The 20,045-nt window shown below is 40.1% G+C and carries 16 protein-coding genes and 1 pseudogene; 5 read left to right on the forward strand and 12 right to left on the reverse strand.

Translation table 11 applies throughout. From position 1 onward, the window contains the following. Positions 1 to 221: 221 nt before the first annotated feature. The gene (locus D0T49_RS02170) at positions 222 to 554 is read left to right on the forward strand and encodes a phage holin family protein (RefSeq protein WP_163628952.1); all 333 of its coding nucleotides are present in this window, start codon (positions 222 to 224) and stop codon (positions 552 to 554) included. A 64-nt stretch (positions 555 to 618) separates the two neighbouring features. Here the strand turns inward: D0T49_RS02170 and crcB are convergent, their stop codons facing one another. The 4 genes and pseudogenes from crcB to D0T49_RS13180 all read right to left on the reverse strand — a co-directional run. Continuing rightward, entirely contained in the window at positions 619 to 993 is a 375-nt protein-coding gene (crcB, locus tag D0T49_RS02175; protein WP_163628953.1) for a fluoride efflux transporter CrcB, read from the reverse strand. Positions 994 to 1,266: 273 nt separating this feature from the next. Beyond that, the gene (locus D0T49_RS02180; RefSeq protein WP_163628954.1) at positions 1,267 to 3,279 is read right to left on the reverse strand and encodes a hypothetical protein; all 2,013 of its coding nucleotides are present in this window, start codon (positions 3,277 to 3,279) and stop codon (positions 1,267 to 1,269) included. A gap of 78 nt (positions 3,280 to 3,357) precedes the next feature. Continuing rightward, entirely contained in the window at positions 3,358 to 4,593 is a 1,236-nt protein-coding gene (locus tag D0T49_RS13175; protein WP_370519568.1) for a GEVED domain-containing protein, read from the reverse strand. A gap of 24 nt (positions 4,594 to 4,617) precedes the next feature. Beyond that, positions 4,618 to 6,765, reverse strand: a pseudogene (locus D0T49_RS13180) (alpha-N-acetylglucosaminidase); the annotation flags it as partial. Positions 6,766 to 7,164: 399 nt separating this feature from the next. Between D0T49_RS13180 and D0T49_RS02190 the strand changes: the two are divergent. The 4 genes from D0T49_RS02190 to D0T49_RS02205 all read left to right on the forward strand — a co-directional run bounded on the left by D0T49_RS02190 (position 7,165) and on the right by D0T49_RS02205 (position 11,287). Beyond that, positions 7,165 to 9,093, forward strand: coding sequence for a DNA topoisomerase 3 (locus D0T49_RS02190; RefSeq protein WP_163628956.1), 1,929 nt, complete (start codon positions 7,165 to 7,167; stop codon positions 9,091 to 9,093). After that, positions 9,044 to 9,496, forward strand: coding sequence for a thioesterase family protein (locus D0T49_RS02195; protein ID WP_370519567.1), 453 nt, complete (start codon positions 9,044 to 9,046; stop codon positions 9,494 to 9,496). Before D0T49_RS02190 ends, D0T49_RS02195 begins: the two co-directional genes overlap by 50 nt. A 509-nt stretch (positions 9,497 to 10,005) precedes the next feature. Beyond that, positions 10,006 to 10,626, forward strand: a complete 621-nt coding sequence (gene rsmG / locus D0T49_RS02200) for a 16S rRNA (guanine(527)-N(7))-methyltransferase RsmG (RefSeq protein ID WP_163628957.1) — start codon at positions 10,006 to 10,008, stop codon at positions 10,624 to 10,626. 25 nt (positions 10,627 to 10,651) lie between these two features. Then, the gene (locus D0T49_RS02205; protein ID WP_163628958.1) at positions 10,652 to 11,287 is read left to right on the forward strand and encodes an MBL fold metallo-hydrolase; all 636 of its coding nucleotides are present in this window, start codon (positions 10,652 to 10,654) and stop codon (positions 11,285 to 11,287) included. A 64-nt stretch (positions 11,288 to 11,351) separates the two neighbouring features. Here D0T49_RS02205 and D0T49_RS02210 read toward each other — a convergent pair whose 3' ends face one another. The 8 genes from D0T49_RS02210 to D0T49_RS02245 form a co-directional block, all read right to left on the reverse strand. Continuing rightward, complete coding sequence (locus tag D0T49_RS02210; RefSeq protein WP_163628959.1) at positions 11,352 to 12,311, reverse strand: CPBP family intramembrane glutamic endopeptidase; 960 nt, start codon at positions 12,309 to 12,311, stop codon at positions 11,352 to 11,354. A gap of 27 nt (positions 12,312 to 12,338) precedes the next feature. Next, positions 12,339 to 13,634: a polysaccharide deacetylase family protein gene (locus tag D0T49_RS02215; protein WP_163628960.1), complete on the reverse strand. Its 1,296-nt coding sequence runs from the start codon at positions 13,632 to 13,634 to the stop codon at positions 12,339 to 12,341. Positions 13,635 to 13,666: 32 nt separating this feature from the next. Further along, on the reverse strand, positions 13,667 to 13,873 hold the full coding sequence (locus D0T49_RS02220) for a hypothetical protein (protein WP_163628961.1): 207 nt from the start codon (positions 13,871 to 13,873) through the stop codon (positions 13,667 to 13,669). Positions 13,874 to 14,030: 157 nt separating this feature from the next. Beyond that, positions 14,031 to 15,143: a DUF4861 family protein gene (locus tag D0T49_RS02225; RefSeq protein ID WP_163628962.1), complete on the reverse strand. Its 1,113-nt coding sequence runs from the start codon at positions 15,141 to 15,143 to the stop codon at positions 14,031 to 14,033. Between the two features lie 69 nt (positions 15,144 to 15,212). Next, positions 15,213 to 16,004, reverse strand: coding sequence for a gluconate 5-dehydrogenase (locus D0T49_RS02230; RefSeq protein ID WP_163628963.1), 792 nt, complete (start codon positions 16,002 to 16,004; stop codon positions 15,213 to 15,215). Between the two features lie 126 nt (positions 16,005 to 16,130). Then, complete coding sequence (gene kduI / locus D0T49_RS02235; protein ID WP_163628964.1) at positions 16,131 to 16,973, reverse strand: 5-dehydro-4-deoxy-D-glucuronate isomerase; 843 nt, start codon at positions 16,971 to 16,973, stop codon at positions 16,131 to 16,133. A gap of 153 nt (positions 16,974 to 17,126) precedes the next feature. Continuing rightward, the gene (locus D0T49_RS02240) at positions 17,127 to 17,759 is read right to left on the reverse strand and encodes a porin family protein (RefSeq protein WP_163628965.1); all 633 of its coding nucleotides are present in this window, start codon (positions 17,757 to 17,759) and stop codon (positions 17,127 to 17,129) included. Positions 17,760 to 18,064: 305 nt separating this feature from the next. Then, positions 18,065 to 19,966, reverse strand: coding sequence for a LysM peptidoglycan-binding domain-containing protein (locus D0T49_RS02245; RefSeq protein ID WP_163628966.1), 1,902 nt, complete (start codon positions 19,964 to 19,966; stop codon positions 18,065 to 18,067). Positions 19,967 to 20,045 lie beyond the last annotated feature (79 nt).

A 20,045-nucleotide genomic window follows, 5' to 3' on the forward strand; every position in this document is an offset into this window, starting at 1 on the left:
CGCCTTTCAGGCACCCTCTCCAAACGGAGAGGGAAAAAGGAAAAAAAGTTTTTGAGAGGGACTTTGAGAGTGAAAAAACGAAAGAACAATATCTGATGAATTTGATGCTTAAAATGTAATTTTGATGCGGTTGCCCTTATTTTCATTTCCGCGTGTAAACAAAATGTCCTTATTGTATGTTTATTAATTTTAAAATAACATTTATTAAAAAATCATAGAACATGAGTATTATTCTTTACATTATCGTATCAAGCATTGCTGTTTATTTTACGGCATGGTTGCTGCCGGGTATCTCGGTCGAAAGTTTTGGAACTGCTATTATTACAGCTATCGTATTAGGCGTGCTTAACGCTGTTGTAAAACCTCTTTTACAAGTATTGTCGCTTCCTATCACGGTCGTAACATTAGGCTTGTTCCTGTTTGTTATTAATACGCTTATTATCCTGTTGGTAGGTTGGATAGTACCGGGATTTCATGTAGCTAACTTCTGGTGGGCGTTGTTGTTTAGCGTTATCCTGAGTATTGTTATGGCAATATTAGAAAGTGTTGTGTAACGAAAATTTACAGCATACAAAAAGGCTTCTGATTGTTTGGGTCAGAAGTCTTTTTTTTGTGTTTTTACGCGTTGAAGAGTAACATGCCCAGCCACACAAAGAATAAACTAAGGACAACGCTTGCTGCAATATAAGCAAAAGCAAGCATTGGTTGACCGGAATGAAAAAGATTGAAATTTTCGAGGGCAAAAGCAGAGAATGTAGTAAAGCCGCCACAGAATCCGGCAATAAGCAGGTGTTTTAAGTCTTGGTTTACAAGCCCTTGTTTGATAAATAAGCCAAAAATTAATCCTATAAGGAAGCTGCCAATCATGTTGACTATAAAAGTGGCTAACGGGAAATGGGAATGAAAATACTTTTCGACCACCACGTTTGTCAGGTAACGAAGTATACTGCCAACTCCTCCGCCAATTCCTACCAATATAATAGCACGTATCATATTTATTAATCCTTTTTTATTTTTCGGGGTAAAGATAATAAATCTTGTGGAACGGTTGTATGTAAAATAGTTTCAATTTCGTTGGGTAGTACCATAAATTTTGTTTGTATTGGCTGCAATATAATGAAGACAAGCACAATGCCCCGGTTTTCTATATTAAAAAGAATATAAATTGATAAATAAGCTATTGTATTAATAATTTAAGGCTTTGGTAACAACAGCACTTACTGTTGTCGTCAAAGCCTTAAATTGCCACTAATCAGCTATGAATGATTACATTATGATTTTATAAGATATTCCGTTTACAGTTATAATATAAATTCCGGCAGGAAGATTTGCTGATTCGTAATCGACTTCTGTTCCCGAAAGGGTGTAAGCCCGGCATACATCACCATCATTTAAACCTTCAATTACGATTTTTCCATTCTGGCTGTAAATCCGTAGCTGTGTCGATTGTGAATTTAGAGCAGTAGTGCCACCTCCTAAGTCAACTAATATTGTTTCGCCAGACTTATTGTAAAGCGAACCGTCTTTTGATGAATAGACAGTATTTTCGGCATCAACGGTAATTTTGGCAAGATTTTTTAATCCAACCAGTGAGCCTGCTCCTTCGGATGGATTGATTTTCGTAATTGTCAGTTCCGAAAAACTTCCTGCCGCCGTTACTGCACTTGATAATTTACTGAAACCTGTACAAGCGCCTGTAGTAACTGTGAAGTTTTCGGTAACTCCTCCTGATATTATTTTTGCTGTATATTCAGTATCGTTATATGCCAGCGAAATAGCTATATTTTCCTTCGAGCCTTTCTGTATAGTTATGGCATCAGAGAAGGTGTGTTTCGTTGCTCCTCCACCATACTTATATACTATTGTACCTTTACTGTTTTCTCCTCCCGCTGTACCGTTGTTGAGCCAGAACTGGAATCCGCCTGTATAGTCATCAAGGCTTGGTGCTTCGCCTGAAGCAAAAAGAGCTGTTCCCCATTGATTAAAAGATTCACCGCCTGTATTCAGACAAGCATCTATTACCCAGATATCACTGCTCAGTACCGGATTTGTTAGTTCTACAGGAAATAGTGTTGTTGCAGGGCTCTCGGCTGATATTTCAGTATCAAGGCTTGTTACTGTAGCAGGGATATCGATTTCAGTTAATTCTGTATTACCTTCGAAAAGCTCCTTATTCAGCCATTTAACGGTGTAAGTAACATCGTCTATCTTCACTGTACCAGGTATTGTGAGTACACCATCGCCTGATGTTACGACTTCGGTCAATGCAATATCAGTTCCGATTGCTACATAATCAAACGACCAGTTATCTATCAGAATCGGTTCTTTTGTGTTTTGATTGTGAGCACTCAGGTCAACTAATACAGATGTACCTGCGGCGTCATACAATGATCCATTTATTGAAGAATATACTGTATTATCTGCGTCAACCGTAATATAAGTCAGGTTAGGAGCACCGGATATACTACCTGCCGTTGTACCAAAAGCGCATCTGTTTATTTCCAGTTTGGAGAATGTTCCGGCTGCGCTGATTGCGCTTGACAGTTTGTCAAAGCCGACAAAAGCATCAGGAGGTGTGATGCTGAATTTTTCTGTTTTATCGCCCGAACCTAATATTGCAGTAAATTTGCCTGTACGGTCGTATGTCAGGTTGATGGAAACATCATTTGTTCCTTCGGGAAGAATAACAATCTGATCGGAAAATGTATAGGTCGAACTGCTGTTTCCATATTTATACAGTATGCGTCCATTATTATTGCTTGTTCCGTTATTGAGCCAGAACTGGAAACCACCTGGGTAATGGTCGGTGTTGGGTACTTCGCCGGATGCGAACAAGGCAGTACCCCATTGGTTGAAAGATTCGCCACCAGTATTTACCACAGCATTGATAAACCATGTATCAGTGCTCGACACTGGTGTGGTAAGTGTAATAGGATTGTTTGCAAAAGGTTTTGACGAAGGTTCTTCGGTAGCTATTTCAGTACCCAGGCTGATAAGCGATGAAGAAATACTAATTGTTTTAAGTGATGTGTTATCCTTAAAAAGGTCATTTTTAAGTGAAATGATTGTATAATCGACGCCGTCGATATTTACAGTAGCCGGAATAATAAGATGTTCTCCACCGGATGTGCCCACTTCGGTGAGTACAATTTCAGTTCCAACCGCAACATAGTTAAAAGACCATCCATCATTTAACTGAATGGGAGCTGCTGAGAGACGAAGAGAAAAAGCTGTAAAAGCAAGTAATAATATACTTACAATAAGTCGATTGTTTTTCATACTATTAGATTTTTTTAAATTCAAGTTATTATCTTCACGTGATTTTATTAAACATATATCCATAGGATAATGTGGGAATTATAATATAATTTTATAAGACACATTATTGACCATCACAATATAGATGCCGGTAGGAAGTATGGTTTCCTTATTCACTTCATAGCCCGATATGGTAAAAACTCGGCATACATCCGATGTACGCAAGCCTTCAATTGTTATTTTACCGTTTTTTCCGTACACTTTTACATCCGGAGCCTGTAAGCAGGATAGCGAATTTGTATCATCGTCCGGAATTACCGAAATACTTAAAGGATACTTGGTAGCTTTGCTGATATATGTTATAGTTGGTAATGTGTAGGGATACCAATCATAGCTCTTGTCACCAACCGATACGCGTGTCTGAACTGTACCGCTACCGTCGCTTACTACCTCGAAGCTAAATTTTGTACCGTTGGTCTGGTCAACAACAATGTTATCTATGTTAACACTGTTGTTGAGCATTATTTCACCACCCGATTTCAGGTAATACTGAAACTTATAACCATCGAAAGCATTGTTCCCCTCGGTAAAAAGCGACGACCCCCATTGGTTAAACGACTCGCCAAATACAGTTATTTCAGCGTCTATTCTCCATTTGTCGGAAGTAGAAAGCGGCGGGTCGAAAGTGGTATAATTTTCTCCTGCCGGAAGTACAGTAGTTTCGCCTTTTTCCTCAAAGTTTGCCGTAAGTGTGACCGACTCTTTTTCGTAATAGCTGAACGGATTCTCTGTGCTTAAAATAGTTCCACTCTCATTAGTCCAGTTTTTAAAAGCATAGCCGATTTTACGGGTGGCTCTTACTACAACTATATCTGTAGTGGTTACTGTATTGCCTGTTTGTCCGTCAATAGCCACGGTTCCTTTTTTTTCATCGTCAACCGCTACCGTAATAGTACGCGGCGAAGTAATTTCATCCATTACAAGCAATGAACTGCTGAAACGGAGCCCGCAAAGCGCAGTTGTTCCAAAATCAATACTCCCTCCGGCAATATCGGTATAGAGCAGTAAATCTTTTCTTCCCTTCTGTGCATTAGCAGGAATATTGATTGTAAAAAGCGCAGTGCTTCCATTTACAACCGGAGAAAATTTTTCATTTTCGCTGTAACTCCCGTCACCGTTGAAGTCAATATATACCTTCATTAGCGGTTGCGCCAATAAGTTTACTTTCAGTGTTTTGCTACGGTAGGCATTTACCTGATATGCCACATCGGAGGTAAAATCGGCCGTGTTTTCTACAGGAAGCAAGATTGTAGTGCTGTTTGCTCCTTCAATCATTAGCTCGGCATAATACTTACCAAACACTTCTGCTGCCGTTTCAAGCGGATCGCTTTGCGATACGAAAGGATATGGCTCGGTAGTGGTTGGAGTAGTAGCCCATTCATATTCCATATTAAAAAATTCGGTTGAGTTTGGAGTTGAAGTACCCGCTTTGATACGGTCAAAATAGAGTTTCCAGCGTTTGTAGTAATAATCTTTCAACAATCCTCCCCATTCGCGGTTTGAGTAGTCATGCAATCCGCTGCTGTTGGCAGATGCCAACGGCCCCCATGTGCTTACCTGCAAACGTGCATTTTTTTCATACAGGTCTTTTTCTGCCTGTGTAGTTCCCAGGCTGCGGGCATCGTTTATCCATCTGCCAAGCATGAAATCAGGAATTGTATTCATCAGTTTATCCTGATCAATGATTACCTCAAGAAAACGATCCATCAAAGCATTGCGCAATTTAGTATTGCCATCCGTATTAGCTTTTTTAATGCGTTTCAATAATCCGTTGGCATAGTCGGCAAGCGTCTGGCGTACAGCGTCAACCACATCATACTCGTAATTGGAGCCCGACAGCACATCTTTTTGAGATAATAACAGATAAGCTGCTTCGCGTACATCATCCACGTTGTAATAAATAGCGGAAGTTGACCAGGTAGATACGCTACCGGCATCTAATGAGGGACGAGCGCACAGCAAAGATTCTGATACTCCCTGCTGACCTGTTGTACATTTATAAATGCTGTTCATAAGCAGCTGCCATGCCTCTTCTGTTTTATCATTCTGAGCACCATAGCGTGCCTTGGCATAACCTTTAATCCATTCGTCAGCCGGAGTTTTGGTATTGCGCCATGCCAACTCATAAACCGACTCGTACAACACGGGGTTATTTTCGCTGCCTTCCATTGTAGTACCAATTCCAAGCATTGTTTCAGGAAACTGCGCTTTGGCTTCGTAAAACTCGTCAATTGTTTTTTCAATACGCCCGTGCAAGCCGGTACGGCCTCCGAAGTTGCTCAACATACAGAATACGAACTGATGTTTGTCGCCGTCTGATTGTTTGTAGCTGTTTCCCCATCGTTTCACACCATCAGAGAACAAATCGAGTACAATAAGAGTACCCGGCTCAAGTGCATCCAAAGCCTGTTGACGGGGATTTTCATTCCACGACTGCAATACCCATTGAGGGGTAACTGCATTGCCGCTGTAATTCTTCATCGCATTGTATATTGCTTTATATGCAGCGTCAAGATTTACACCGCTCACATTGCCACCCTCATGAAAAGGGTCCATGCTATAATAACGCGAAGTGCCATACAGGGTACGCATTTCATCATAATAATACTGAGCCATTTCGTTGAAATTAGCGTCGGTAGGCAACAAAAATCCGGGACGCTGAAAACTGCACCACGTTCCGGGGTTTGAAATGTTCCAGCCTTTTTTCGTAGCGATATTACTTGGTACCATACCCGAATATCCTGCAAAGACAGGCTCAATATTCAACTCCCGCATGCGCGCTACTATTTTTTTCTGTAATGCCTCCTGTTGGTCATACCAACTGTCGGGGTTTGGTCCTCCCCAACCTTCAAGATTATTCATCAGAAACCACGCCTGAAAACCCGAGCCGGCAATAAACTCGTTGGCCTCAGTTTTGGAATACCCCAGCTTGTTTACCAGTACATTACGCCATACAACTTCTGTTCCGGTAAGTGCCAATGGCATATTTATACCATGCATTGCCATCCAGTCGATTTCTTTCTCCCATCGTTCCCAATCCCAAAATGCCATTGTATAGGAGTAAGTACAATAATTAAGATAATAACGGTATTTGAGCGAAGTAGACCGTGTCTCGGCTGTTGCTGGTACCGGAAGTGTAACAGCGCTCAGGTCGGTAGTCAGATTATTCCATGTCAGCAACACATTTGCATTATATTTCAGATACCAGTGTATTCCTGTTGCCACGGATAAATAACTGTCGCCAATGATTTTTGGTTTTCCGCTTTCGGAGGTAATCGTAAAATACTCTTTCGAATCAGCTGATGGTTCTATCGAAGTCAAAATCCGTTCGGAAGTACCTGCACCACCTATGCGGTTCAGTAAGTCTTCGGCAGGAGTAGTAGCCGCATTCATGCAAAATGCGGTCAACATAAAAAATGTAATTAATAAAAGATAGTTTTTTTTCATTTCGTCATGATATTTTTTGGTAATAATAAGCAGATGGAAATGGAGCATATTTACGGCGAATTTCCACACTTTTGAAACAAAGTTAAAAATGAAATAATAAAAAATGAAGTGATGGGAGATAAAATATAAATCAGTTGGACTATAATTGTTTGTTTATCAGCTAAAAAGATAAAATTTATGAGTAAAAAAAGTAAATAGATTTCAATTCTCAATAGCGTATTTAGAATGAAAATTGAAGCAAAATAGTAAATGTTGTTATTTAAGTGTTTGTGCAATTACAGCTTAATAGAATCTTTCTTATTTTTCAATATCTATTTTGGAGCGAACAGTGTGAATAGTGAAAATTCTTTGTAAATAAATGCCTATTTTTGTACTTTGTTTTTTAGAATACAAAAGGAGATGATAGTTTGCATAGCAGAAAAACCGAGCGTAGCACGTGACATAGCAGAGATACTTGGAGCTAAAGCCCGAAAAGATGGTTACATCGAAGGGAATGGCTATCAGGTAACTTGGACATTCGGGCACTTATGTGGTTTGCTCGAGCCGCACGATTATGCGCCTGAGTGGAAACCTTGGGCTTTGAGCCGACTGCCCATGATTCCGCAGCGTTTCGGAATTAAAGTGATGGATGATAAAGGAATACAAAAGCAGTTTCAGGTAATTGAGAAACTTGTACAAAGTGCTGATGAAGTAATAAACTGTGGTGACGCAGGGCAGGAGGGGGAGCTTATACAACGCTGGGTGCTTCAAAAAGCACTTTGCAAATGCCCTGTGAAGCGTTTGTGGATTTCGTCGTTGACAGAAGATGCTATCCGCGAAGGCTTTGCCAAATTGAAAAAACAAGATGAATATCAACGCTTGTATGAGGCGGGCTTGTCGCGGGCTATAGGCGATTGGCTGTTGGGTATGAATGCTACGCGCCTGTACACTCTGAAATATGGTAAGAACAAACAGGTACTCTCTATTGGTCGGGTTCAGACACCTACGTTGGCTTTGATTGTCAACCGCCAGTTGGAAATAGAGAATTTTAAACCGGAGGCTTACTGGGAGTTGAAAACCGTTTATAGGGATACTGTTTTTTCTGCAACAAAGGGACGGTTTTCGAGTGTGGAGGAGGGAACCGAATTTCTTCGGAAGGTAAAAGAAGCACCTTTTACAGTAACGGATACATCGGTGAAAAAGGGAACTGAATCGGCTCCCCGTTTATTCGACCTGACTTCGTTACAAGTAGAGTGTAATAAAAAATTCGGCTATTCGGCCGACGATACATTGAAGATAATCCAAAGTTTATACGAAAAGAAAATCACCACCTATCCCCGTGTAGATACCACTTATCTTAGTGATGATATGTACCCAAAAGTTCCGAATATACTGAAGGGACTGAAAGATTATGAATTACTGACAAAACCTTTGCTTGAAACCAAGCTGCCTAAAACTAAGAAGGTTTTTGATAATAAGAAAGTTACCGACCACCACGCTATTATTCCTACCGGGATGAATCCATCGGGCTTGACCGATACGGAAAAGCGTGTGTTCGATTTGGTTGCAAGGCGTTTTATTGCAAATTTTTATCCGGAATGTAAAATATCGACTACGACGGTTTTAGGCGAGGCAGGCGAGGTTGAGTTTAAAGTTACCGGAAAGCAGATATTAGAGGCGGGTTGGCGTATTGTTTTTGATAAAGCGAAAGAAGAAGATGAAAACAATAAGGAGGCCGACGAGGATAAAACATTGCCATTGTTTGAAAAAGGTGAAAGTGGCCCTCATGACCCTGATTTAGCTGAAAAATGGACATCACCTCCCAAGCCCTATACAGAAGCTACTTTGCTCAGGGCTATGGAGACGGCAGGTAAGTTGGTGGATAATGAGGAGCTACGCGATGCCCTTAAGGAGAATGGTATAGGACGGCCCTCGACACGGGCGGCTATTATCGAGACTCTTTTTAAGCGTGGCTATATCCGAAAGGAAAGAAAAAACCTGATAGCAACGCAAACGGGGGTTGAGCTTATCCAGACTATTCAGGAGGATTTGCTAAAGTCGGCAGAGTTGACCGGAATGTGGGAAAAGAAACTTCGCCAGATTGAAAGCGGTGAATATCAGGCTAAAGATTTTTTGGACGAACTGAAAGATATGGTGTGCAAGGTTGTGCTCAATGTAAAAAGCGATAACCGGACAATTGATGAAATAATGAGTTTGGCAAAACAAGAAAAAGACCCGATAGTAGGTACTGTATGCCCTCTTTGCGGAAAAGGTACACTGCTGAAAGGAAAAACTGCTTATGGGTGCAGCCAATGGAAAAGTGGCTGTGAGTACAGAAAACCGTTTTGAAATAAGTAGGGTTGCTAAAAAGAATTTGAATATGCAAGAAGGAAAAATAACAAAGGAGTTTATAGTAACAGAAGCAGATACAGCCGCAAAATTGGGTTCGGGCACTTTAGCTGTTTTGGCAACTCCAATGCTGGTGGCTTTTATGGAAAACACGGCTATGCAGTTAGTTGCTGACTTGGGCGAAGGTGAATCGAGTGTAGGAACAATGATTAACGTTCAGCACCTAAAGGCCAGCGCAGTGGGCGAAAATATACGCTGTACGGCAGAAATAACCAATAGGGAAGGACGTAAGTATAACTTCGGTATCGAAGCGGTAGATAGCTCAGGCGAGGTGATAGGCAAGGCAACACATGAGCGGTTTGTTGTAAATGTGGAGCGGTTTATGGGGAAACTGAATAAATAAATTTTCTTGGTGTAAACATTTATGTTTTTAGTCTGTCTCATCGGATTTGTAATCCGATGATATTCTAATAGCGGATTTAAAACCCGCAAAATAATAGCTTTCGGATTGCCGCTCGAACTTGCTCGCACCGCAAAGCGGATTGTTCCATTGGCTTGCCAAGAAATCCGAAAGGACGAGGGAATTAATGCTGATGCGTTAAACTGTTTTTTTGTTTTGACAATCGAAATATATCATCCGGATGCTCTGTAGGAGCATAGGTTTGATAATAACACATAATAACGAGCATTATTCGTGCCGTAGGTACGAAACCATTATTGCAGCAAGTAGCGTACCTACGGCACGCAGAGGCAGTACTAAAAGCCGGTCATTACCAAACTCTCGTCCCTATGGGACTTTAAATATTAATGTGGCTTTTAAATCGAAAAAACGATGTTTTTATGTATGTAGCTATGTAATATATAATTACTCGAAATAATTTATTTTTAACGTATCAGTATTAATATAGAATAATGGATTTAATTTTAAAATACTTTCCCAATTTAATGGATAAGCAAAAATCCCAGTTTGCGGCTCTTTATGATTTGTATACCGACTGGAATGAAAAAATAAATGTAATTTCGCGCAAGGACATAGTAAACCTGTACGAGCACCATGTATTACATTCATTATCAATTGCCAGTATTATTCAGTTCGACGATGGTACACGGGTACTTGACGTAGGGACGGGCGGTGGTTTTCCGGGGATTCCTTTAGCTATTTTATTCCCTGGTGCAGAATTTGTTCTTATTGATTCAATCGGAAAAAAAATCAAAGTTGGAGCAGAAGTTGCTAATGCGATTGGATTACAAAATGTGACTTTGAAGCATCTGCGTGTACAGGACGAAAAAGAGAAATTTGATTTTGTGGTGAGCCGTGCTGTTATGCCCTTGGGCGATTTGGTGAAGTTAGTTAGGAAAAACATAAGTGCGGAACAGAAAAATGCAATCCCCAACGGATTGATTTGCTTGAAGGGTGGGGAATTACAGCACGAAATACAATCCTTTAAGAATATAGCAGAGCTTTATAATATCAGTGATTATTTTGAGGAAGAATTTTTTGAAACTAAAAAAGCGGTATATCTTCCGCTTTAATCAATAGGAGAAATTTTTTTTACAGATGGAAATAAAAATATTTACTTTCAGCCCTTTTCAGGAAAACACTTACGTGCTGTATGATGAAACAGGCGAAGCCATCATTATTGATGCCGGGTGCTTGTTTGATGCCGAAAAAGAGGAATTAAAGGCTTTTATAGAAAATAACAACCTGACATTGAAACGTGTTATTAATACCCACCTGCACCTCGACCATCAGTTTGGAAATAAGTTTCTATACGATACATTCGGGATAGCTCCGGAAGCTAATCAGAAAGATGAGTTTCTTGTAGATATGTATCCGGTGCAGACACAAACTTTTGGGTTTGAGAATGCTGGAGAGGCTCAACCGTTGAAAGGGTATCTTGAAGATGATGAGAAAGTGGTTTTTGGCAACACTGAATTGAGAGCCATATTTGTGCCGGGACATTCGCCCGGAAGCCTTGCATATTACAGCGAGAAAGATAATATCCTTTTTAGTGGTGATGTGTTGTTTTTGGAATCTATCGGGCGTACAGATTTGGTTGGGGGCGATTATGCCACACTTATCAGGTCGATTACCGAACGCTTGTTTACACTACCGGATACTACCGTTGTATATCCGGGACATGGTGATAATACTACGATAGGATATGAGAAAATGAATAATCCTTATTTGTAAATAATTAATCCTCATGGTTAGATAAATATTGGTAGGAAGGGTAACAATACCCTTCCTACTGTTTTTATTTAAGCAGGTAATATTGTATGAATCCCATAACTTCCATAGTAAGGGCAATGCCGATGTGTACGATTACACCTCCCCATATATGTTTTGTCTGGTAAGCGAGCACACCGAGTATGTACCCTCCGAATATAGAGGATATCGTTTCTACTATCGGTTTTCCAAAGTGAATTGAAGCATAAAAAGCCACCATAGGCAATATAGCTTTAGGCCCAAGTATCGAGGTCATCCCGATGATTAATGCCCCTCTGAAAAACAATTCGGTAACTACAAAATCGACAGAGTAAGCCGATTCGAAGATTAGAGTTCTTCCTATGGTTGATAAATTGAAAATACCATCATAGTGCCATGGTCGGAATTGGGGATAGGCTTTTAAAAAATCGGGCGTGAATGATGTTATTACTAAAAAAGGCAACAGTAAAAGGAATAATAGCATATAAGCGTCCAAATGTTTTGAATTCCACGAAAGCCCGTAAAACCCTTTTACGTTTTTTTTGTCGATAGATAATTTTAGGAATATAAGAGGTATCACAATGAGAACAACGGATTTTAATTGTGCTATTATCCGCATCACAAAGTTTCTTTCCAGATGCGATAAATCAGGCAGTTCCCATTGACGATATTTGTAAAAACCGATAGATACCCCGTATATTATGATGAAGAATAGGCTCTTAAGGTAAAACCGGTAGTTTTTTAATGTTTTATAGTCTTTTTGGATAAGTAGAACGGGGATTGCTGTTGAAAAATAAATGAAGATATAGAAAAGAGGGTACATCCACATCGACTTGCCTGTATAATAGCTGTTGCGCATTATATTTTTGTAAAAATCAAAATGGTAATTCAGAAATATACAAATAAATATGAAGGCAAGTGTATAAGCGTACGTTTTCCAGTTGAAATCCTTTTTTACAAATTCAACAAATGTGCTTATGAGCGATTTAAGTGATTTTTTTAGATTCATGGGGTAAAAGTGTAGTAAGGCTTGTAATTATATAATCGTTTTTAGATAGTCTATAATATTTGCATATAGATTCCGGTGGTAGTATTTGCCATCCTTTCCCAAAGTTGTGTTATGCCACAGCAGGCAAAGCTCTCCATTATGTTTTTTTGTTTCGTCTATCAGCTTCTGAACATAATTATAGGCTTCTTCTTCGTTCAATCCCATATACCTTTGCTCATTCAGCGTTCCATCCATTACGGTAAGCGGATGTAATGTAAGCGATGTTAATTGCTTAGTTGCAGGATTTATCCAAAGAACAGGCCTTGATGTCCCTAACCGGAAACCGGCAACGTCAGCATATCCCATTGTGAAATCGTGGGTTATTCCCGCTTCTACCAGAGCTTGCATATCTTCGGGCTCCCGTGTATCAAGAAAATGGTGACGGTTATAATATACGGGAGATTTAATGGCTTTTTCCAGCTTGGCTTTTTCTGCAGGAATCAAAGATGGGTGTATCCCCGCCTCATAACTTGCATGTAAGCCAATGGAAGCATTGTTGTCTTTTAGGAGTTGAAAAAGATATTGAAAATCTTTCCCATACACATCAGAATGAGGTTTGTCTTCTTGCCGCTTGCCTCCTCCGGGTTTAACGAAAAAGATGCTTTCGGTACATCCCTTTTTCAGAGAGTTATTTTGCTCCAATATCCATGCGAAAGTAAACCAAGGGTCGTGTTGTATGCCTGTGAAATATGTTTTTAAAGCCGTTTTGAACTGTGAATTGCCCCTTAATAAGGCACCTACCACACTTTTCGTATTTCGGTAATGAGCAATGCAATCAACATCGTGAGTCAGGTATATTTTCTTTATTTGAGGTTTTGGCTCTTGAATGTCGAATCCTGTTTCGCGCAGCAGTTTTCTTAGTAATTTACCGTATTCATCTACTAAGGGATAACTTATAAATCCGGCTTGGTAGGGTAAAGATTCTTTTCCGGGAAAACGTCCATGTACATCTCTTATCTCACGGCGAACATATTCCTCGTACCTGCTAATGAGAAAATAAGTGCTTGCAATAATATCGGCGTGAAGAACCGTAGTTTCTCCCTTTTTCTCAATCTTGGCGTCTCCAAAAAGGATTGGGATTCCTTCAAAATTATTTAGAGGCAGCTTAGGCAATGATTTTTCGGTTCCGTATATTGCATCGTCAAAAAAATCCGATTTTACTATTACCAGCTTGTATTTAGGGTGCTTATTTACATCGGAAGTATAAGCAATTTCGGAAATAATATCCGAGGTGTTTTCTCCCCTCAACAAAAATTCTATTATGTAATTGAATGTTTCGAGCATTTACTAACAGTCAAATTAATAGTAGGTTGGGATTATTTCAACTTTCTTCGTTGCACATGCGAGAATGTGAGTACGATTGCAACAATTAGCCCCAGCCAAATATCATTAGTGGCGAATATTCCGAATATCTCGGGGTTTTCAGGGTATTTCCCGCTTATCAGACGAAGGATAACAACCAGTATTATATATACCGCAAAAACTCCCACCCCGTATAGTACAATCTTAAGTTTTGGATTCATCTTTATCGTTTTAGATTACAAATATACGTAAATAAACAGACATTCGTGTTGAAGGGGGTGGATGTTATATTTGGTATACATAATTTTCAATTAAACAAAATAAGCATCAAAATTTCGTTTTCGATGCTTATTTTTATTGTTTTATGTATTTGCTTGATTATCTGAAACTTATGCTTAGTGGGCTTGCGGTTACTTTGCTGAAATGCAAAAGTGCATCGAACCAGTCATCGTCGGTTGCGAATCCCCATTTGCTCCATCCACCTCCGAAGTAGTACGTAAACTCGTACCCTTGCTGGTAGTCGGATAAGATAAGTAAGTGGTTGGGTTCTTTTTCAGTTTCCACTTTACCCGGCATAAAAACTCCTACATAGTTTCTTCCCGAAGGTATTCCTGCATCGGATACAGCATTTTCGGCATAACCGATTACATTATTCTCAGTATCAATAAATTCAACGCCTTTGCCATCATGCAGAAATATACCTCCCGCTATCTTGAGTGGCATTTCGTTTCCTTCGTAAGTAACCTCAGCTTTGTTGAGGATGCTACCTGCGTCAACGGTAATTTTTATTGTTTGTTTGTAGTAGTTACTGTCTACTTTAACCGAATCGTAAGTCAGTTTGAAAATAGCGCGCAAAGGGCCGTTTTCTATTACTTCCTGTTGGCTGTAATGGTCGCCTACCCATAGTTTGTCGGTATAAAGCGCAACACCACCTGCACCAAGTGTATGTCCTACCTTATAACAATCCAATCCCAGTCCGTGGTCGATGTGATATGAAAGCCCTTTCTTCAATTCGTCGTGATAAAACTTATCTACAATTAGCTCGTCGGTACGTTTCAGCCAAAGGTCGACCCCATTGCTTGGATTTTCATTTGCCAATGCCGGGCCATACATCCGATATGCAGCAAAATTATTTTCCCATGCAAAGTCGTCTTTACGCTCAGAAATATAACGTGCATAAACCAATGCTTTTGCCTGTTTCGGAGTGCCTTCGGTCAAGGTATAGTTGCTTTTCGAGCTGGCTTTAACGTCAGCTTGAAACAGCAGTGTTTGCTTATCGGATAAAAGTTGATAATCTATTTCATTTCCTCCTTCATCTTTCAGTATGTACGACTTTTTGTTGAAGTTGCAATTTAATACAGATGTTTTTACTTCAACGATTTCACCGGTGCGGTCAAATTCCGCAAAATTGTTTACAACAATCGTGCGCGGTTCGCTGGAGCATGAAACCAAAAGAATGACCGCTAAAAACGAAAATATTAATTTTTTCATTTTATATAGAATTTATACGGTTTTACAAATAAGCCTCTGCTAATTTCAGCAGAGGCTTAAGTATTTAAATTAAGGTTGTTTTCCGATATAAGCAAGGATGCCACCGTCTACGTACAGGATATGTCCGTTTACAAAATCAGATGCTTCAGATGCAAGGAATACAGCCGGACCAACTAAGTCTTCGGCAGTTCCCCAGCGGGCAGCAGGAGTTTTTGCAATGATAAATTGGTCGAATGGGTGGCGTGAGCCGTCTGCTTGTTTCTCGCGAAGCGGAGCTGTTTGCGGTGTAGCTATATAGCCGGGGCCTAAGCCATTACACTGAATGTTGTATTGACCATATTCGGAAGCAATGTTGCGGGTAAGCATTTTTAAGCCACCTTTTGCCGCTGCGTAAGCCGATACTGTTTCGCGTCCGAGTTCGCTCATCATCGAGCAGATATTGATGATTTTTCCTTTGCCTTTTTTCATCATGCTTGGAATAACAGCTTTGGCTACGATGAAAGGCCCATTCAAGTCGATGTCGATAACCTGACGGAAATCGGCAGCAGACATTTCGTGCATAGGGATACGCTTGATGATTCCCGCGTTGTTTACAAGGATATCAATAGCACCTACTTCTTTCTCTATCTGGGCAACCATAGCATTTACTTGGTCTTCGTTTGTCACGTCACACACGTATCCTTTAGCTTCAATATTTTTTTCCTTGTATGCAGCTATTCCTTTATTAACCAACTCTTGATTAATATCGTTGAATACTATTTTAGCTCCCGATTGAGCCAGACCGGATGCAATAGCAAATCCGATTCCGTAAGTAGCACCTGTTACAAGAGCTACTTTTCCTGTTAAATCAAATTGTGTCATTTTGTTTATTATTTCTCAAGTCAATCCGGATATATTTCTCCGGCGTTTTGTGTTGTTTTAATTAGTTCCGTTTTATCAGAGAGTACAAGGTTTTAAACCTCACACTCTCTGTTTTGTGAAGTCTTATTAGCGCAATTCGGTTTCTTTGTAGAAATCTTGGTCGCCATAATCAAGGTTTTCGCCAGCCATTCCCCAGATAAAAGTATAGTTGCTTGTAGCAGCAGCCGAGTGTATCGACCATTCGGGAGAGATAACGGCTTGGTCGCCTTTCATCCATATATGGCGTGTTTCAGTAGGTTCCCCCATAAAGTGACATACCGCTTGCCCTTCGGGTACTTCAAAATAGAAATATGCTTCCATACGGCGGCTGTGTGTGTGTGCCGGCATTGTATTCCATACGCTGCCCGGTTTCAACTCTGTCATGCCCATTTGTAGCTGGCATGTTGGCAACACTTGCGAAACAAGCATTTTGTTTATATTGCGGTGGTTTGCACCCTCCATAGTTCCCATTTCGGCAACTACGGCATCAGCTTTTGTTACTTTTTTATCGGGGTAATTGCGGTGTGCCGGGGCCGAGTTGAAATAAAATTTAGCCGGATTGTTAGGGTCTAAACTTTCGAAAATAACTTCGCGGTCGCCCGCTCCTAAATAAAGTGCTTCCTTGTAATCCAATTCAAACACTTCGCCATTAACGGTAATTTTACCTTTTCCGCCTACATTGAACGTGCCGAATTCGCGGCGCGAGAGGAAAAACTTGGATTTCAATGGGTCTATCGACTCCAGATTCAGTTTTTCTTTTACCGGCATGGCTCCACCTACGATTAAACGGTCGTATAATGTGTACACCATGTTTACTTCATCGGCGGTAAACAGGGTGTTAATCAGATGTTCTTGTCGGAGGCGAGCTGTATCGTAGCTCTTAGCATCTGCAGGGTGCGATGCATAACGAAGTTCATAATTAGTTTTCATGCTTGTATGCTTTTAAAATGATGTTATAAAAAATCTTTGTAAAAATTTTTGATGTTCACGATTACAAAGATATTAAAAGAGCGGGGTATAAAATGTATAATTTTGTTCAAAAAATGTATAATTTTAAACAGAAAGGGGAGGATTGGAGGCGTTTTACTTATTTATTTTCATAAGCCAGCCCAAGTTGAGGGCTAAATTCATGTTGTCGGAATAACGGAAAGTTTTCCAGTTTCGATGATAAATATTGCTTAAACTGTAATTGGCCCGAGCTTCGAGCGAGAAGTTCTGTTTTTTTACAGAGAATTCGAAACCCAATCCGGCTGTGACACCGTAATCAAATTTACTTTGTATCTCTTTTGTATGCTGTGGGCGGGTAGATGCACCTGTGTTGTCTATCAATGTTTTTTCACCAATAAGGAAGGCAGCTTTGGGGCCTATATTAAACACAAAACGGGATTTTTTGCCAAAGTAGATGTGCGCTAAAAACGGTAGCTCTATGTAGTTCAAGCGTTTGGCGTATAAGTTTTCTTTTTCTTTCCATCCCCGCTGCGATAGGTTAAGCTCTATCTGCATTCCTAAGTTCTTTTCTGTCACATAACGAAATGTTACTCCTCCGTTGTACCCAATGAGAATATCCTGCTCCACATTGGGCGTAAACATAACCATCGAGGCTGTAGCACCGTGTGAAGTTCCGATGTATATTTCGGCAGGGTCTAATAAGATAGTCTGCGAAACAGCATATACAGAGGATATTAATAATACACAGAGGAAACAAATTTTTCGCATGGCATTTACTCTTATATGACTATCTGCTTTCTTGTTAATTAATAAAAATTATTTTTTCAAGGGGCTTTGCCCCTGTAACCCCACTTCATTTTTGCCTTGATGCAAAAACGAAGCAAAAAAATCAAGACTGTGCCCGCTTCACACGAAAAATTGGCGTTTGCCGGCTAAAATCTTCCAAACTCGCTCCTCACGTCGCTCAAACAGGGACGATTTTTTAACGCCGTCTGCTCTTATTTTTCGGCTCACCGGACAAGGTCGGTCCGACGAAGAAAAAAGTTATACGATAAAACGGATATTCATTTACTCTATTTTATCTGACTTTCGCCTAAATAAACCTGTTGATTAATGAATCCCGATTTTGGTGAATTACGCCTGAACCGGAATTGCGATTGCAGTCCTTCCAGATACATATCTAACTCGGGAGCCGACAGAATATCTAATTCCTCGTTGTTGAGCAACGTGATGAAATAACTTAATAAATCGTATCCAAGTATGTCGTAACGCGGATTCTGTTCGATAGCTTTCCAACCCAGCAAGTCCAGAAACCTTTCTTCATATTCTTCCAGATTCTCCATTTCATATTCAGTTCTGAATGCTGATACATATACGCCAATAGGACGGTGCGAATTTTGGCTTTTCCAACTGAATTTTTCCAATAGCATTATATCATAACGCCTGTCGGTGCGGTTCAGGTTTTCAAAGTAAGGTTGTACGTTTCCGAAACGTTCGGTATTGAATATTATCAGATTTTTTTTAGAATAAACTGCTACCGAGTCGAATAAATTGACATCGGGGTAGGAGAGGGTTAGTGTTTGATACGCTTTACCTTGCTCTTCCAATATGCTTTTTAATTGCAGGCTTGTAGTGAAACCTTCGTCCTGAACGGGAATACCCTCTATATCGGCAAATATATAGTTCATATTGTTCAGCTTTGTTTCAAACAGATGCTTAAGGTGCTCAATTTCGGCTTCGTTTCCGGGATTAAACTGAAAAACATAGGGGTTGTACTCAATATCCATTACCTTGGATGTGAACGGGATGAGCATCTTAACCTCATTTTGCCGTGCGAATAGTGTAGCCACAGGCACTTGGGCTGTATATGCCGGCCCTACTATCAAGTCCATTTCCTTTAGTTCGGGGTGGTTGGTCAGAATAGCTTCCATCGTTTCCTTTGTTTTCCCCGTGTCGTAGGTATATATATCAAGCGATATACCTTTTTCTTTGGCTTCGTGAATAGCCAATACCGCTCCACCGTAAAAGTCGACAAAACGTGCTATGCTTGCGTCGTTTTTGTTTTCGAGGGCAAATGGCAACAGGAATGCAATGCTCATTGCTTTTTCGCTTGGAATAATGCTGTCTTTCTTTTCCAGAAGTTTATCCCAGTCGATAAAAGATGTTGTTTCTCCTCCTTTGGTTTCGGTTGTTATTAAGCCGGCATAATACGGTATCCGTAATTCCTGGCCTATGCCTAATACTTCGAAATCGGGATTTATTTTTAAGATATCATCTACTTTCACTTGGTATTTTTTGCCTATGGAGTAGAGTGTCTCTTTTGGTTCAACTTTATGTATCAGGTATTTAACCGACAGGTCTTCTTGTAGCTTTTCTTCTTTTTTTTCAGGGTATATGTCTTCCGGCTTAGGTATTCGCAAAATGTCTCCTTCTCTTAATCCGGCTTTGGCCTGTGGGTTGTATCTCAGTATGTCTTCTTGGTTTACCTCGTATTGCTTGCTAAGCGAGTAGAGGGTTTCTTTTTTTTGTATCCGATGATAATAAAAGTTAGGCTCCGACTTTGATTGTAGGGTAGGTGTTGTGTTTTTGGCTACGATTGGAGTTTTCTCTTTTGGGGATTCGGCAGGGCTGCTTCCTCCAAAAGCGGACGCAATTATATCAACAGGTGCGGATTTTTTGCTTTCACCCTTGTGCTGCTGAATGGTGGTATCCGAAGGCCTTACGTCTTTTTTCTTTGGAATAAAAATGACCTGACCTGCTTTTAATCCTTCTTTAAGTTCGGGATTTACAGATAAAATCTCGTTTTGTGGAACTCCGAAATTTACACTGATACGGTACAGCCCTTCGCTTTGGCGAACGGTATAAATATAATATTCGACACCATCTATAACTTGTGTCTTATAATGGTCTTCCTGTGCATAAAAGTGCAAAGGTAAGAGAAGCATAATAAGAAAACAGATAATCTGGTTTTTCATATACATTTTTGAAATCTTAAAAAAAACAGCAATCATTTATTCTTTTTAAAGAACGCTGTTTTGTGCAGTTTGTTTTATG

This window comes from Paludibacter sp. 221, assembly GCF_010501035.1.
Classification (GTDB): Bacteria; Bacteroidota; Bacteroidia; order Bacteroidales; family Paludibacteraceae; genus QVMH01.